Origin of the sequence: Bacillus sp. BPN334, from assembly GCF_008368885.1 — a bacterium.
In the GTDB taxonomy this organism is placed as follows: Bacteria; Bacillota; Bacilli; order Bacillales; family Bacillaceae_G; genus Bacillus_A; species Bacillus_A wiedmannii.
This window is the reverse complement of sequence record NZ_QOZW01000013.1, coordinates 1-14715: the sequence shown is the minus strand read 5'-3', so window position 1 is coordinate 14715 and position 14715 is coordinate 1. Positions and strand designations below refer to the sequence as shown.

Sequence of the window (14715 nt, the reverse complement as noted above, 5' to 3'; positions counted from 1 at the left end):
AATATTTTTATTTTATTATTAATAATTACGGTACATGAAATTATTAATAATAAAATAAAAAAGCTCCTCTGAAAGGAGCTCCTTACATTACAAAACATTTAAGAAATCCTTCTATTACCAGCTCTACTTAAGATTTGGAGCATGGTTATAACTCATTCATCCTGTTTGTTACGATAAATCATTGGTCGAAGACTATTCTTTTTCTGTGTATTATTTCAAGCTCTTTAGATTTTTTCTTTTTGTGAAATTTACCTCAAAAAAAATTAACTAGATAACAAAACGTAAAATAACAATGCAGCTGCCTCTTGTCGTTTCATACTTTGTTTTGATAGATAATCTGCTGATCCATCTTCATTATATATAACCTCAGGCCCTACTAAACGATGACCTACAATGTTTTTCACGGATTCTATTGCCCAATCATCAGTTTCTCCTTTTAATGTTGCATCTGCAGATGGCGCTCCTAACATTTTTAAATACTGCCAGGTAATCCATGCTGCTTCTTGTCTAGTAATTGCACGGTCTGGAGAGAATTGTTTCCCTTCTTTTTCATATAAAATACCAAATTCATATAACTTTTGAATATGTGGTGCATACGGATGATTTTTCACATCAGAAAACACTGGTTCTTTTTTTGAAGGTGATGTAAAGTAAGCAATTTGAGATAACCAATATGCAAATTCTGCTCGTGTAAGAGAAGTTTCTGGAGAGAAATTCCCCTCCTTATTGGCTTGTAATACCTCGTATTGATGTAAAGGATCTATAAACTTAGCATATGGATGATTTTCATCTACGTCTTTAAATCTCTCAGGCTCACTTAACTTCGCCGCTGAGCTGCCAGAGTTCCAATGTATCATTTCTTTCACAGTACCATCTTTGTGAAGTTTAAATGCCATATAATTCCCTTTTTCATCCTCAAATAGTAAAGGATCTATTTGTTTTAGCTCCTGTTTACCATATACTTTATCACTTACATATAACTTTCCTTCACTTATGGTTACATGTGACATTAGGTTTTTTAATCTCAAATCACGATAAACACCTTCAAATTTCTTTAATTCTTCTTCATTAGGGGTTAAATATTCAGGCTTTGTTTTATCTGGAAAATAGTGATTCATAAAATCATCAAATACTTCAACAGGAAGTGCTGAACTATCTTTATTTGTAACAACAAAAACTCCAATTTTATGCTCTGGAATTAACCACATTAAAGATGAAAAACCTGGTATATTTCCACCTTTACCGAACACATATTGCCCATTATGACTTTGTGGTGAAAAGAACTCAAATCCGTATGTCATGTTAGGGTATTTGGGATGTAAAGCAAATTTTGTTTTTTGCATATCTTCTACAGTTTCTTTTTGTAGTATTTGGTTATTTTTAAATTTACCATCATTCAATTGAGCAATCATGAAATTGGCTACATCACTCCCTGTAGAAAACATACTCCCTTGTGGCATATCTGTTGGTCTAGTTTGGTAAAATGGGATGGCATTACCTGTAGCATCATATCCTGTTGCTAACTTTTCTTTAATAAAATTAGTCATAACAAAACTACTATTATGCATTTCTAGAGGGTAAAAAATATTTTTGGCCATATATTTATAAAAAGGTGTGTTTGTCAGATTTTGAACAATATACCCTTGAAGCATAGAAGCAAAATTATCATATGTATATGTATCTCCTGGCTTTCTCACTACTGTGGGCATATTATCTTCTACATAATCTTTAAGCATTGTATAATCATTATCTTGATAATGGATGTCCTCGGGTCTAGGATCTACGTAATCAAACCCTGTTGTATGGGTAAGTAAATGCTCCATTGTAACTGGTTCACCCATGTTATTTTGGTACTTTAATCCCCCCATATAATTTACTATATCTTTATTTAAATCAATTTTTCCTTGTTCAACTAACTGCATGACAGCACTAGCAGTAAAAACTTTTGATATTGACGCTAATCGAAAAACTGTTTTTTTAGGATCGATGGGAGTATTCTTTTCTTTATCGGAAAATCCGAATCCCTTTTGAAATAGAATTTGATTATCTTTTACAACGACAAGAGCTACACCAGCTGCGTTTTCTTTTTTCATTTTCTCTGGAATTACTTTATTGGTGAATGCTTCTACATCTTTAGAATTTAATGGTATTGGTGCAACAGTTTCGGCTTTTGAATAATTGCTCCCCAGAAAAACTAACAAAAAACAAACACTTACAGCTACTAACCTTTGAAAATAATTTTTCATTCTTTTGTTCCTATTCCCCAAATTAATTCCCCCTTTAATAATAGATTTATGGATTCTTCATCTATAGGTTAACCAACCATATTCTACCATTATATATGTATTTTTTCTAATTTTGTTTCAATTCTATTATTTACCAACTCTTCCCTTATGGAATTAGTCTATATATCATTAGGTTTTAGTTATAGAAAATGATATAGCATACAAAAATGCGGGATAGTCTTTAATGTAGACTTGCATCGACAGTTTTTTCATAACATCCTATATGAAGAAAACACCCATCCTTATATAATCAATAAAATTGGATGGGTGTTTTATAACGCATTACTTATTCTATTCTTACTGAGTATTAAGATATCTAAAATGATATTTTAGTTTTTCAATTCTCATTTAAAGTCTATTAACTGTATATATCTTTTTCTATATTCTTTAACAACATTTCTAACCTATCCATAGTAACTTGATTAAAATGTGGATTTAATTCCTTTATTATGAATTCAAGTAACTCATAGCTTATATATTCACCCAATTCCAGTGAATACTGTTCAGCTAAAAAAGACTTTAATTTTTTAGAGATATCAATCTTATCCTTTTTACTAATCTTTATCTCCATTCGATAACAAACCCCTCTTAGATTAATCTTAAAAGCTAATTAAAATAACTTTTTATTACTTATGAAAATATGTTCTTTACCACCTTATTGTATATACAACAAGGCATTCTTTTCATATCATGACATTCAATCACCTGAAAACTGTTCACTATTGCATATCATTTTTATTTTTGAAGTAACTCTGATTTCTATATTACACATTACAATATATAAAACAAAGCCCAAATACGGAATTTTTAACTTTATCAATTTTTTTAGAGATTCCACATAATATTACCTTTTTCACATTATGAAAAATTTTTTCTATAAATTTTTCATACTTTCTACTTTTTTGGTACTTTCATTACTGTAAGTTGAAATTTTCCTCATTTTTAAAATAATACAACCTAGACTAAATGCAAAAAGAGAAAATATCCCAAAAGTAACAGTGATAGTATTTAATGATAGACTCCAGCTAATTAGGAAAGATACTAATGCCCCCCCTAAACTGGCCGATGCAATAAATAGACTAGTCACTTGATCAATATTATTTTCCATAATACGGGAAGCTAGGATTAATGTTATTGGAAAAACACCCGCTATGACTAAACCAATAATAAAGATGATAAACAAATACATACCTGTACCTCGAACAAAGGGAAATAGAGATAAAAGAATCACTAATGTAAAGCAACTATATGTAATGTATGTCCAATAATTAAATTTATGGGCTAGCTTACCTACAAGTAATCTTCCTATAACTATTGCTAGCCAAAAACAAGATATACTTACTGAACTGATTAATTCATTATTGGTAAGAATCATTATTGTAGATAAAAAATTTGCAAGATTAGTTTCTATGCCTGCATATAAGAATGCAAAAAGTGAAATAAATAATATAACTGTAATCTTTTCACTTTTAAATTTTAGAGTAAATGAGGAAAGGGATGCTCCTCCCTTTTCATTATTTTGAGGAGAAAAATTCAGAAATTTTGTACGTCCAAACATGTACCAAACAAATAGTGTAAAAATAAAGAATAGTAATATCCCATAAAGAATAAAATACCATTCATAAAATTTTATAATATAATTAACTAGTAACGGAAACCCTAGCGCCCCAACCCCAAACCATACTTCGAGAATGCTAAATTTAGCAGCACTATTCCTTTCTGCTGAAATAATAAAGGAACCCACCGTAGTTTCTAACAAACCTGCTCCATAGCCTAATACAAAGCAAATAACGGCTAAATATGCCCATTCTTTAATATATATAAAACCTCCTAGAACAATGGACATTACTAAAACACCTAATGTTATAGTTTTAAAATAATGATACTTTCTTACTAGTATGGGTGAACTTAGAACACCGAATAAAAAACCTGTGAATTGAAAAAATATTAAAACACCTAATTGATCAGGGGTTCTTCCATAATATTGTATTAATGAAGGAATTAAACTACCTATGCAAACATGTATTATTCCTACAATAAAATAAAACAAGCAACCATAATAAAACATTAACCGCATCTTTTCTCAACTCCAATCCAAAATAAAAACAGGGATTTAAGTAAATGTTCTAAACCCCTGTTTTTACCATAAAACTAAATAGTTGCTACAGATCGTTCTTTATTACTACTGCTCTTATCAAAAAACATATCCAATATAACTTGTGAACGAAATCCATCTTCAAATGTTGCTACAGACTTTTTAGGTCCACCTTCCGCAGCCTTTGCCCATTCTATAATTTCACTTCTAAAAGAATCAGACCATTCAAAAATCTCATTTTCTGGATCGACTAGTAAAGGTAATGGTAATGGGATTTCATGTTTTTCCAATCCATCAAAGAGTACATATTTATTTGGCTCTTTAGAAGAATACTTATATTCTTTCTTCGTACCTATTACCTCTATACTAAAACCACAATCGTCAAGAAACGAACTTTTAGATGTTGTAATATTAACAAAAACCTTATTTTTCAATTGGCCATACACCTCAGCATAGTCATCAACAAATACTGGTTTGCTTTCTTTTTCCTTAACATTTGTTTTAATTTTAGTACGAACGGTATCCTCTCTAAAATCACTCTCGAACAAAAACCATAGTAAGTCTATTAGATGGATCCCCAAATCTCCCAAGGCCCCACTAGTTTTATTACTTTGAAAATCATCTCGCCAAGTAAACGAAGTTCTTCTAAAAGCGCTATTCTTTTTAAAATGCAATCTTATCACTACTATATCCCCTAATTCTTCATTTTGAATTAATTGTTTTAAAGCCTTTACATAAGATAAGTAGCGATAGTTAAAACCCATTGAAGCGACTAAATTAGTATTTTTTGCTATTGTCATCATATATTTTGCTTCTTCACAAGAGATTGCCATTGGCTTTTCACATAACACATGTTTGTTTTTTAATAACGCTTGAACAGCTTGAGATTTATGACAAAAATTCGGGGAAGATATTATTACCCCCTCAACTACTTCTAGTAACTCTTCATAGCTATTAAAAACCTTCCCACCAAAATCCCCTATCAATTTATCGGCATTCTCATAATTAACATCATACACTCCAACTAATTTACAATTATCAACAGTTGATAATGCTCTAGAATGAGCTCTTGCAATACTTCCTGCACCTATAATTCCAATATTCATTATATGAACATCCCCTTTTAATTAATAATGTGCTTTAGAGTATTTAAAATTCCAATCGAGTATTCACCTTGAGCTAACATTGAGTGTATTTTTTTAGCCTCTTCTGTTGCATTTTCTACTAAATAACCATGTCTTACAGCTTGTAGCATTCTTAAATCATTCCCACTATCTCCAAAAGCTATTGCATTTGTTTTATCTAGTTCGTACTTGTCTAAAATAAATTTCACTATCTCATCTTTACCTGTTCCAAGTGGAATAAAATCTACATCATAGCAATTTTCTGGATCACCAGCTAATGGATTACATTTGTTAATATTAACTCCAACTTGGAATATTTCTCCGATTTCTTCTATCTTTTCTAAATTCTTTGCATCAATAAATTCATTTTGCTCTTCATAATAAAAATTAAATTTGTACTTAGAACTTCCTAATTGTGTCTGAGGTCTTAAAAAAATTTCATATTTTATTTCTAGCAATTTAAGAATTCTTTCAATCTTTGAAGAATCAAAACCACCCTCTATAATTCTCCCTTCCCAAATTTGATCATCTATAGTAGTCCCATTACTATCAAAGTACGTTATTTCTGTACCTAATCCACTCGCCACAAAATGAGGGAAATACTGCATACCACCCTTTTTCATTTTTTCAACAATTGATTCTAAACTACTTCCCGTTACCCAACCAATTACTAAATCCCCTTTACTTCCGTGTTCATACAAATACTTTTCTAACAATTTCATATTGCTTCTTTTAGAATCATCCATGTTATGAGGATAATAAGTTTCATCAAAATCACAGAACACTACATATTTAGGCTTTTTAACCTGCGGTAGTCTTTCAAAATTTAAAGACTTTAAAACTTCATTATTTATTGACATTGAATAATCCCTCCAAAACGAAATTTTGCTCTTCTAACATCATGTTTGGGTGTAAAGGTAAATGTAATATTTCTTTATGAACTTGCTCTGTATTTAATATATTTTTTTGCAAATCATTTTCCTTTACCCACTTAGTATTTTGTTTATGAGATAATACCGGATAATAAATATCTGTTTCAATGTTATACAATTGGTACAATTTATTTTTCAACTCGTCTCTTCTTCCATTTTCAACTCTAATCGGAAAAAGGTGCCAGACATTATCTTCTGTCATCTTAGGTAGCTTAATTAATTCTCTATCTTCTAATTCCTTTAAATCACGTATATATCGTTGAGCTAAATACGCTCTTTTTAAATTGTTGTATGATAAATACTTAATTCTTTCCAAACCAATCGCTGCTTGCAAATTATCAATTTTAGAATTGAATCCAAAGTCTAATACCTTTTTATTTTTTTTATCAATTTCAAATCCATGATAACTATATTGATTGCAACGTATTGCAAGAGTTTCATTATCGGTAACTATTGCACCTGCCTTACCACATACACCAAAATTCTTATATGGGTTAAAACTAAGAACAATAATATCTCCATATTCTCCAAGATTTGAAGAACCAATAGCTTGACATGCATCTTCAATAACTCTTAATTGATATATATCCGCGATTTCACGAATTTTTTTCATTTCACATTGTTTACCATACAAATGTACAGGCAAAATGCATTTAGTTTTTTGGGTGATAGCTTCTTCGATTTTAGAAGGATCAATACAATAACTCTTCTGATCTATATCTACAAATATAGGTTTTGCTCCGACTGCTAACACAGCATTTTCAGTAGCAGCAAAACTATTAGCTGGCATAATTACTTCATCCCCCGGCTGGATACCAATAGATAACAATGACACCATAAGAGCATCTGTGCCACTACTTGTTGCAATTACAAACTTTTTATTTAAATAACTTCCGATTACTTCTTCTAGTTTTTTTGAAAATGGTCCACTTGTGAATTGACCTGTCGGTAAAACATCTTTTAAAACCCCTATAATTTTTTCAACCTCATCTTGAGAAATCAACCGATTAACTGGCATAAATTCTATTTTCTGTATATTTTTTCTGCTATAATTGAAAATATCTTTTTCTATATCAATATCTATTTTCAATTTGTTTTCCCTAAATAATTTCTCTTTCATCTTGTGATTCGGTAATATATTACTAATTTCAAATTCTTTTTCTTTTGTTTCCCCCTGGAGGCACTTTAATAAAGCTAAATTGTCTTTACTATGTCCAGAAATTGTAGTAAGAGTTTTCACGTTAAATCACCTCTAAGAAATTATTTTGAAAATCATGAGTAGACTATATTTTATGTTATCGATTACATGTCAACATATTTTTTACGGAGGGTTTCTCTATGGTAACAATTAATGAAATAGCTAAATTATGTAATGTATCAAATGCTACGGTTTCAAGAGTTCTAAATAATCATCCTTATGTAAATTCAGAAAAACGTGAGAAAATAATAAAAGTAATGCAAGAATTCAACTATACTCCTAGTTCTATTGCAAGGAATCTTAGGATAAATAAGACACAAACCATTGCACTATCAATTCCCAATATAGATCATCCCTTTTTCGGAAAATTAGCTAGAGAAATTTCTAAAGAATTATTAAAGCATAATTACAAATTGATAATTTATCAGACTTTTTATGAGAAAAAAATTGAACTTGAATTACTTTCCTTACTAAAGAATAAGGCTGTAGATGGTGTAATTCTCGCATCCCTAGAAAATAGTTGGGAAAATATAGAGCATTATTTAGCATATGGGCCCATAATACTTTGTAATGAGTATGAGGAAAATGCACCTATTCCGGTAATTTGTTACGATGAATTTGAAGCTGGATACAAAGCTGTTAAACATTTAATAAGCAAAGGTCATAAAAAAATTGGCTTTTGTTTTGATTCTCTTAATAGTCAAGCACAATTAAAACGCCAACAAGGTTATCTGCATGCCTTAAAAGAAAAACAATTACCATTCAATAAAAAATGGCTATTTGGAGATGCAATTACTATTAATGATGGGTTTAGAATTTTTGAGAAGCTAGATAAATTAAAAGATAAACCTACTGCATTATTTACAGGAAATGATCAAGTTGCTGCTGGAGTCATTAAAGGAGCTACTATTAAAGGATATTCTATTCCAACTGACTTAGCTGTTTGTGGTTATGATAATCAATTAATTTGTACAGTTACAACCCCAACAATTAGTACTATTGATATTCCAATTGTTAAACTGAGTAAACGAACCGTTAACGAGATACTACTATATATAAATACAGATGAATCTATTAAACGTAAAATTATCGAATATCCTACTAACTTAATTATTCGTGAATCTACATAATTAAAATAAATGTTTCTGCTTAAATTTATCTAATATATAAAAAGAGGACGTAAATAATAATGCGTTCTCTTTTTATATTAAGCTAAAACAATCCATTAAAATGCTTTTCACGAAGCCAAATATATAATGTTATTAAGAAAAGATAAGTACTAACATTTTAACTGTTACAATAGGTGACATCACATAATTCATACCCACGACAAGCATTACATTTCATTCCATATTCAGCAAGAAATTTCATTGTATGCTAATATTTATATATTAGCATTAAGAGGATTTAGATGATGAAGAAATCAGTATTCGTAGTTGGTTTATCGGTTGTAATGTTAGCAGCTTGCGGCGAAAAAGAAATGGTTCAAAAGGAGCAGCCAAAAACACAACAAACAACGGTGAAAACAGAACAACCAAAAGATGAGCAGACAAGAATGACAAAAAGTATTGAACGTAGAACCAAAGAGATTATAGAATATTTCGGTGGTACTGTAACAGCGGTTGAATTAAATAAAGAAAATAACGTGTATGTCTTATATGTTTTCGTTGACAAAACAGCATTGTCAAATGCTGACGAAGGCTTACGAAAAAATTTCGGCTACAGAACGAGAACAAAGTTAAAAGACGCCGTTGCGCAAAGTGGCTTGCAAGAATACGACAAAACAACCATAAGATACTTCACATCAGATGGTAAAACAGAAATCGCATTTGAATAAGCACTTCTACGTGAGTGCTTATTATTTTTACCTGTTATTTCAAGGTTTAGAAGATTATTTCGAACCTTTGACATTTAACCCTGGTTCGGAAAATTAATACGCTCTTTTCTTTCAATACATCATAACTTTGATTCTTTCTCATTATTTTGAACTACCCCCACTTTCACTTCGTTTAGAAGTGAGGGATTCCTAAGTATAATCGATATCTATCCCTGGTGTAGTAGACGCCCGAATAATCGCAATTTTATTTGATAAAGGATCTAATGCATTCCATCAACACCTCTTGCATTCCCTGCCCCTAATGCTTTTAAAATAATCTCATCTCTAATAGATTGATTGGAAGGCAAATCTTTATCTAAAAAAAAGAAGCCTTTTGACGTTCCTCCACGCATGATAAAACAAGGTATTTTCATTTATAAGCATCTCCCTTCTATACTTCACAATATAAAACTTTTATTCTTTATATACAAAATAAAAAATGATTGATTATTCTGAATGTTAATCGTATTAAATTGATCACATTTACCAAACAAATAACTTAAATTATAAGCACATTCGACAACAATTGATTGTTTTCTGAATATTATTGAAAAAAATGTAAAATCACTTCATTTTCCCTTCTATTTTGCTATGATAGTTACAATTAAATTGGATTAGGATATTTCTATAGGATGGGGGAGTATATAATGAGTGTTTCATTAAAGAGAAATGAAGAGTTAACCTCTCTATTGAACGACTGGTATCGATCTATGCTATCTCAACAAGTTATAAAAGCTACTAATCTGAAAAAGAAAATTGATGAAAAAATTAATAAGTTACGCATTGAGTCGAATCAAGAACATCAGGATCAAAATTTGTTACTTTATTACTCACTACTTGAATTTCGTTACACGGTCTTAACAGATAGCCTCGGTATTCAACAAAATAGTTTTGATGCTATTAGTGATTATGATATGCCTACAGACCATTTTCTACGCTTCTATTATCACTTTTTTAAATCCATTCATTCCACTTTTATATCAAGTTTTACTGAGGCAGAGGAACATTATAAACTGGCGGAAAAGATATTAGTAGACATTCCAGATGAAATTGAACACGCTGAATTCTACTATAGAATTGCTACTTTTTATCACCATACCTATAACATGCTAGCTTCTATCGAATACGCAAATAAATCGAGAGAAATCTTTTCGAAGTATGAAGGTTATGAAGTAAAAACAGCCTTTTGTAATAGTTTGCTAGGAGGTTGCTGTATCTATTTAAAGCAGTACGAACAAGCAGAAGAATATCTACATTGTGCAATTGAATTACTACAAAAGAATAAGGAAGAAGATTCTTTGTTATACGTAAAAAGTACTATGGGATGGCTGTATTCTGATCAAAGTATGTCTACGTTAGCTATTCGTCACCTTTCAGAAGTAACAGAGAAAATCCCTACACACTTCAAGGCTATCTTCCTACAAGCTAAGGAACATTATAAATTAGGAGAACAATTAGCAGCTAGCAAACTCATTGATAAGGGATTACAGATCTGTAGAGGAATTCATAACGAAGAATACACACACCACTTTTCTATTTTAAAAAGATTAAACGAAAATATTCCATTGGAAGAATTAGAAAATATCATTCAAGAAGGAATCTTATACTTTGAGGAAGAAGAATTATGGGAATTTGTTGTCGAATACGCTGAATTATTTGCTACAAAATGTAGACAACTAGAGAACCACCAAAAGGTAAGTGACTATTTCCATATTTGTTACCAAGCAAGAAGAAAATCAATTGAAAAAGGAGTGTTAAAATAATGAAAAAAATCAACCTATTATTATCAGGTATTGCTTTTATTGGAGTTCTAACGGCGGGAGTTTCTCAGTTTTCTAAAACAGATCAGCTTGCTACCCATGGACATTATCCTGCTCCTTCATATAGTGTTGGCGATCATGGTGGTGCACCACAACAAAATTAATATAAGTGTATGTAAAGACCCTCCATTTGGAGGGTCTTTACATATCAAAATATGTATTGTTCTTTTGGCTAAGCCAAACCAAAATTCTTCTCTCATCTATCACCCAGCACTCTCTTAAGACAGGAGAACTCTTTCGGAAAATCCGTTAAATAATAGAAATAGACTATCTATTATATCTACCAACTTTTCATATGCAATATTACATGCGAAGAGTCTTAAATATTTTGTTATACTATGTATGTGGATTTTTCATCCAAAAATCCTCTTAAACGCATATTTATGTATATGCCACCCTAATTGATGAAAGTGAGAAAAATGTGTATCATTTTTCTCATTTTTTTTATTTAAATTGTGGTCTTGTACTTGATTCCTTAGTTATTTTAAATGATAAAAACTCAAAAAGAGAATTCACTTTTCAAAATCATCCTATCGAATCAATTATTGTCTAATAATACCACATCATCTTTATCAACTCATTTTAGAATATTTGAACAATAATTTTATATACAAGATCTGCATAAATTATTCATTTTCATTTATATAAGGCCTACATTTTTACTTCTAATAAATTATCAAACATTGAATTATTATACACAAATCAAAAAACAAGAGGTATTTTGTAGAATTTTGTCTATCAATATGTATGTACACCCTTATGTAGTGGATATAGACTGTGAGGTGTAAGGAGGTACCTTACAAAATAATGAAAAGGAGATTATAAAATGATTAGATTAACGAAAGTCTCAAAGTTAGCATTTGCAACATTAATTGTGGGAAGTAGTTTAAGCGTCTTTGTGTCGTCACACAGTGTACAGGCTGACACCTTAGATCATAATTACCAAGACACTCAAAAATTCATACCACCTTCTAGTGCTAGGCAAACATTGGAACAAAAAAACAATATTGTTCCAGAATCAAAAGTTATTAAAAACCATTATGTAAAATATTCTAAAGCACATTTCCAAACTAAAGAAAGTATACCAAACGAGATCTATTATTCTTCAGAAGGCTTTAAGGGCTATATACAAGCAAGTACCGTTTGGGATATGGGAGATCATTTCGCAACGCTATATTCCGGAACTGTTATTCGATGTTAGACTTTTAATCCCCTTTCTCCTAATGCTTATAATGATCAATAGCTCACTGCCAATAATGTAATATCTATTGTTCAAAAAATAAACCACAAAATCTTTTGATTTCATGGTTTATCAAATATAAAGATAATGCTAAATATATACTCTAACATTACCTTCCCCAAAGTTAATTATAGAGTATTTTCCTAAAAAAGACACTCTTGTAGTGTCTTTTTTATATTATTTTGATTTGCATCCTCTTACTTTTGTTAAACTCAGATATGTACTAATGTATATTATTTTGATTGTATATTATGATATATTTTCATTGTGAGCTGATACATAATTTCTTTAAATTAAAAAGCTAAAACCTCATTTACCCAATTTTGGAGCGCCTTATGGCGTCTTTTTTTATTCTCTTAAAGTAAAAAACAGGACCGTAATATCATTGTTCAAAAAAATTGTATACTTTAACAAGAATTCCGCCTACTAACCCTTATTTTTGGGGCTAATTATTTGTTTCAACATAATAATTAGCCATCTCGTATATGCAATAGACAATGATAGCTAAACTCCAACTGACACCATAGTAATCATGTGTGTAGAAATCATAACCTGCCTTAATACCTTTTTCCATTACAACTAACGTAAATCCTAACGCCACCCACTTGTTAATTTTCATCTTAATATACGTTATCGCTATAATTATTAAAAATAAAATATTTGTAAGGTAGTTTATCATTAACTCATTTTTTTGAATGTATACTGCCATTATACAAGCAACGATATTAGTCGCAATGCCCAAGGCAACCACGGCTCCCCAAATCCTGTCCGAAATTCCCACTCCTGATTCAGTCCCTTCCTTAATCACATTCTTTTCCTTAATTCGTTCCTACACCCTATTCAAGGTATGCTGTATTATCCTTGTCTGATGAATATCTAAGTATCTTTTCATATAGAGCAAACAAAATTTTCACTCATAATTTTTTCTTTATCAGGCAAACTAGGTTTAAGCCGTTTGAACTAGCGGCTTCACTCTTCTGGTAATGGGGTAGCAATTTATAGGAATTGACTAACTCATTCAGTCCCTTGGCACCGGCAGGCGACAAAATTGTTGTCTGCCATTTTCATGTATACTTTTTCTGATTCCATTCCAAACTATATGTTTGCTGTACCGATTTCAAAAAGAGCGGGATTTGATTTTTGAATAAGTAAAAAAGATAAAGCTCAGTCCACTTTTGGTATAGGACTTTTTCTTTTTACATATACTATTTTTGAGCCTTTTTACCAATACGTGTCCTATTGGTGTCTTAAATTCCTCCTAAAAAGGGCAGCAGATACGACTGCATGCCCTTTTTTATTTATATTGCTGTTCTATATCCACAATAAACCAAATGAATACTAAAAATGCACTATTACATATTCTGTTCAGTCCAGATTATGTTAAAATTTCTTATGTTGTTTATTTTATAGTCGAATTATGGTTTCGTATCTAATTCAACAATATGTGAGCTGTATATCAAAAGAAAAGACACCCAAAAGGTGTCTTTTCTTCTTTTAATCTAAAAAAACATTTTTCTTTTTCAGAAAGATTAATTATCTCACTAACCTAAACCTCTAATTCAAAGACCGATTGATCACGGTGCTCAAAACTTTCATCTAAATCAACAGGTAAACAGTTCACTTCCAAATCATATCTCCACCAATATATTTTCTTAAAGATTTTTTGTCTTGTTCTTAATTTTGTCAAAATCCTCATATAGCTAAACAAAATATATATGCTATTATGTTTTTAAGAAACTATGCGTTCCCTTAACCCTGTATCCGACCCTGTATTTTTTTACAGGGTCTTTGTTTATTTTATTTACTTTCATTAGCTTATAAGAGTTAATACACACCAATTTCAATTAAAATCGTTTAAGTCTTAATTAAAATTTGAAATGATAAATCTATTAGCTTTTTGACAATTTTAATCTAATACCAGATTTCTAAATGTATACTACACTAAACATCAGTTAACACTATACAAATAGTGTTAACTATCTTGATTGAATATTAGTAATAGTAAGTATAAACATTATCAATTTACTATATATTACATTTATGTAAAAATAGATGTATGTTAAGCTTTTTCAAAATCTTTCCCCTAATAAAGATTTGAAGTAGCATTTCATGATTCTCCTTACAGTTAATATGCCTTGAAAAAGA

14 protein-coding genes are annotated in these 14715 nt (G+C 30.5%); 5 read left to right on the top strand and 9 right to left on the bottom strand.

The features are described 5' to 3' along the window. Window positions 1–263: 263 nt before the first annotated feature. From DN393_RS20625 to DN393_RS20600, 6 genes are all read right to left on the bottom strand, one after another. The gene (locus DN393_RS20625) at window positions 264–2246 is read right to left on the bottom strand and encodes a serine hydrolase domain-containing protein (protein WP_149173957.1); all 1983 of its coding nucleotides are present in this window, start codon (window positions 2244–2246) and stop codon (window positions 264–266) included. Between the two features lie 397 nt (window positions 2247–2643). Next, the gene (locus tag DN393_RS20620; protein ID WP_064474051.1) at window positions 2644–2856 is read right to left on the bottom strand and encodes a DUF2164 family protein; all 213 of its coding nucleotides are present in this window, start codon (window positions 2854–2856) and stop codon (window positions 2644–2646) included. Between the two features lie 303 nt (window positions 2857–3159). Next, window positions 3160–4362 carry an MFS transporter gene (locus tag DN393_RS20615; protein ID WP_088083750.1) on the bottom strand — a complete coding sequence of 401 codons (1203 nt, stop codon included), beginning with the start codon at window positions 4360–4362 and terminating at the stop codon, window positions 3160–3162. A 74-nt stretch (window positions 4363–4436) separates the two neighbouring features. After that, window positions 4437–5486: a Gfo/Idh/MocA family protein gene (locus DN393_RS20610; protein ID WP_064474049.1), complete on the bottom strand. Its 1050-nt coding sequence runs from the start codon at window positions 5484–5486 to the stop codon at window positions 4437–4439. A gap of 17 nt (window positions 5487–5503) precedes the next feature. Then, the gene (locus tag DN393_RS20605) at window positions 5504–6364 is read right to left on the bottom strand and encodes an HAD-IIB family hydrolase (RefSeq protein WP_088047397.1); all 861 of its coding nucleotides are present in this window, start codon (window positions 6362–6364) and stop codon (window positions 5504–5506) included. Beyond that, window positions 6351–7676: a DegT/DnrJ/EryC1/StrS aminotransferase family protein gene (locus DN393_RS20600; RefSeq protein ID WP_016135571.1), complete on the bottom strand. Its 1326-nt coding sequence runs from the start codon at window positions 7674–7676 to the stop codon at window positions 6351–6353. The genes DN393_RS20605 and DN393_RS20600 overlap by 14 nt, the downstream gene beginning before the upstream one ends. 98 nt (window positions 7677–7774) lie before the next feature. Here DN393_RS20600 and DN393_RS20595 point away from each other — a divergent pair, with 98 nt between their 5' ends. Together DN393_RS20595 and DN393_RS20590 are read left to right on the top strand one after the other, a co-directional pair. Beyond that, a complete protein-coding gene (locus tag DN393_RS20595) occupies window positions 7775–8764 on the top strand; it encodes a LacI family DNA-binding transcriptional regulator (RefSeq protein WP_149173809.1) in 990 nt (329 codons plus the stop codon). A gap of 281 nt (window positions 8765–9045) precedes the next feature. Continuing rightward, window positions 9046–9471 (top strand): hypothetical protein, encoded by a 426-nt coding sequence (locus tag DN393_RS20590; protein WP_064474045.1) that lies wholly within the window; start codon window positions 9046–9048, stop codon window positions 9469–9471. 260 nt (window positions 9472–9731) lie between these two features. Here DN393_RS20590 and DN393_RS20585 read toward each other — a convergent pair whose 3' ends face one another. Further along, window positions 9732–9884 (bottom strand): PrpF domain-containing protein, encoded by a 153-nt coding sequence (locus DN393_RS20585; RefSeq protein WP_229135779.1) that lies wholly within the window; start codon window positions 9882–9884, stop codon window positions 9732–9734. 273 nt (window positions 9885–10157) lie between these two features. Between DN393_RS20585 and DN393_RS20580 the strand changes: the two genes are divergently transcribed. The 3 genes from DN393_RS20580 to DN393_RS20575 all read left to right on the top strand — a co-directional run bounded on the left by DN393_RS20580 (window position 10158) and on the right by DN393_RS20575 (window position 12531). Then, the gene (locus DN393_RS20580) at window positions 10158–11273 is read left to right on the top strand and encodes a response regulator aspartate phosphatase (RefSeq protein ID WP_088047400.1); all 1116 of its coding nucleotides are present in this window, start codon (window positions 10158–10160) and stop codon (window positions 11271–11273) included. Continuing rightward, entirely contained in the window at window positions 11273–11434 is a 162-nt protein-coding gene (locus DN393_RS31640; protein ID WP_064474043.1) for a hypothetical protein, read from the top strand. Before DN393_RS20580 ends, DN393_RS31640 begins: the two co-directional genes overlap by 1 nt. Before the next feature lie 722 nt (window positions 11435–12156). Next, window positions 12157–12531, top strand: coding sequence for a hypothetical protein (locus DN393_RS20575; RefSeq protein ID WP_064474042.1), 375 nt, complete (start codon window positions 12157–12159; stop codon window positions 12529–12531). Between the two features lie 484 nt (window positions 12532–13015). Here the strand turns inward: DN393_RS20575 and DN393_RS20570 are convergent, their stop codons facing one another. Further along, window positions 13016–13351 carry a hypothetical protein gene (locus tag DN393_RS20570; protein WP_088047429.1) on the bottom strand — a complete coding sequence of 112 codons (336 nt, stop codon included), beginning with the start codon at window positions 13349–13351 and terminating at the stop codon, window positions 13016–13018. A 765-nt stretch (window positions 13352–14116) separates the two neighbouring features. Further along, on the bottom strand, window positions 14117–14257 hold the full coding sequence (locus tag DN393_RS31635; protein ID WP_154131523.1) for a hypothetical protein: 141 nt from the start codon (window positions 14255–14257) through the stop codon (window positions 14117–14119). Between the last annotated feature and the right edge of the window lie 458 nt (window positions 14258–14715).

Bases quoted from the DNA above. Each gene is read 5' to 3' on its own strand.
- DN393_RS20625 (WP_149173957.1), bottom strand. From the start codon at position 2,246: ATGAAAAATTATTTTCAAAGGTTAGTAGCTGTAAGTGTTTGTTTTTTG.
- DN393_RS20620 (WP_064474051.1), bottom strand. From the start codon at position 2,856: ATGGAGATAAAGATTAGTAAAAAGGATAAGATTGATATCTCTAAAAAA.
- DN393_RS20615 (WP_088083750.1), bottom strand. From the start codon at position 4,362: ATGCGGTTAATGTTTTATTATGGTTGCTTGTTTTATTTTATTGTAGGA.
- DN393_RS20610 (WP_064474049.1), bottom strand. From the start codon at position 5,486: ATGAATATTGGAATTATAGGTGCAGGAAGTATTGCAAGAGCTCATTCT.
- DN393_RS20605 (WP_088047397.1), bottom strand. From the start codon at position 6,364: ATGTCAATAAATAATGAAGTTTTAAAGTCTTTAAATTTTGAAAGACTA.
- DN393_RS20595 (WP_149173809.1), top strand. From the start codon at position 7,775: ATGGTAACAATTAATGAAATAGCTAAATTATGTAATGTATCAAATGCT.
- DN393_RS20590 (WP_064474045.1), top strand. From the start codon at position 9,046: ATGATGAAGAAATCAGTATTCGTAGTTGGTTTATCGGTTGTAATGTTA.
- DN393_RS20585 (WP_229135779.1), bottom strand. From the start codon at position 9,884: ATGAAAATACCTTGTTTTATCATGCGTGGAGGAACGTCAAAAGGCTTC.
- DN393_RS20580 (WP_088047400.1), top strand. From the start codon at position 10,158: ATGAGTGTTTCATTAAAGAGAAATGAAGAGTTAACCTCTCTATTGAAC.
- DN393_RS31640 (WP_064474043.1), top strand. From the start codon at position 11,273: ATGAAAAAAATCAACCTATTATTATCAGGTATTGCTTTTATTGGAGTT.
- DN393_RS20575 (WP_064474042.1), top strand. From the start codon at position 12,157: ATGATTAGATTAACGAAAGTCTCAAAGTTAGCATTTGCAACATTAATT.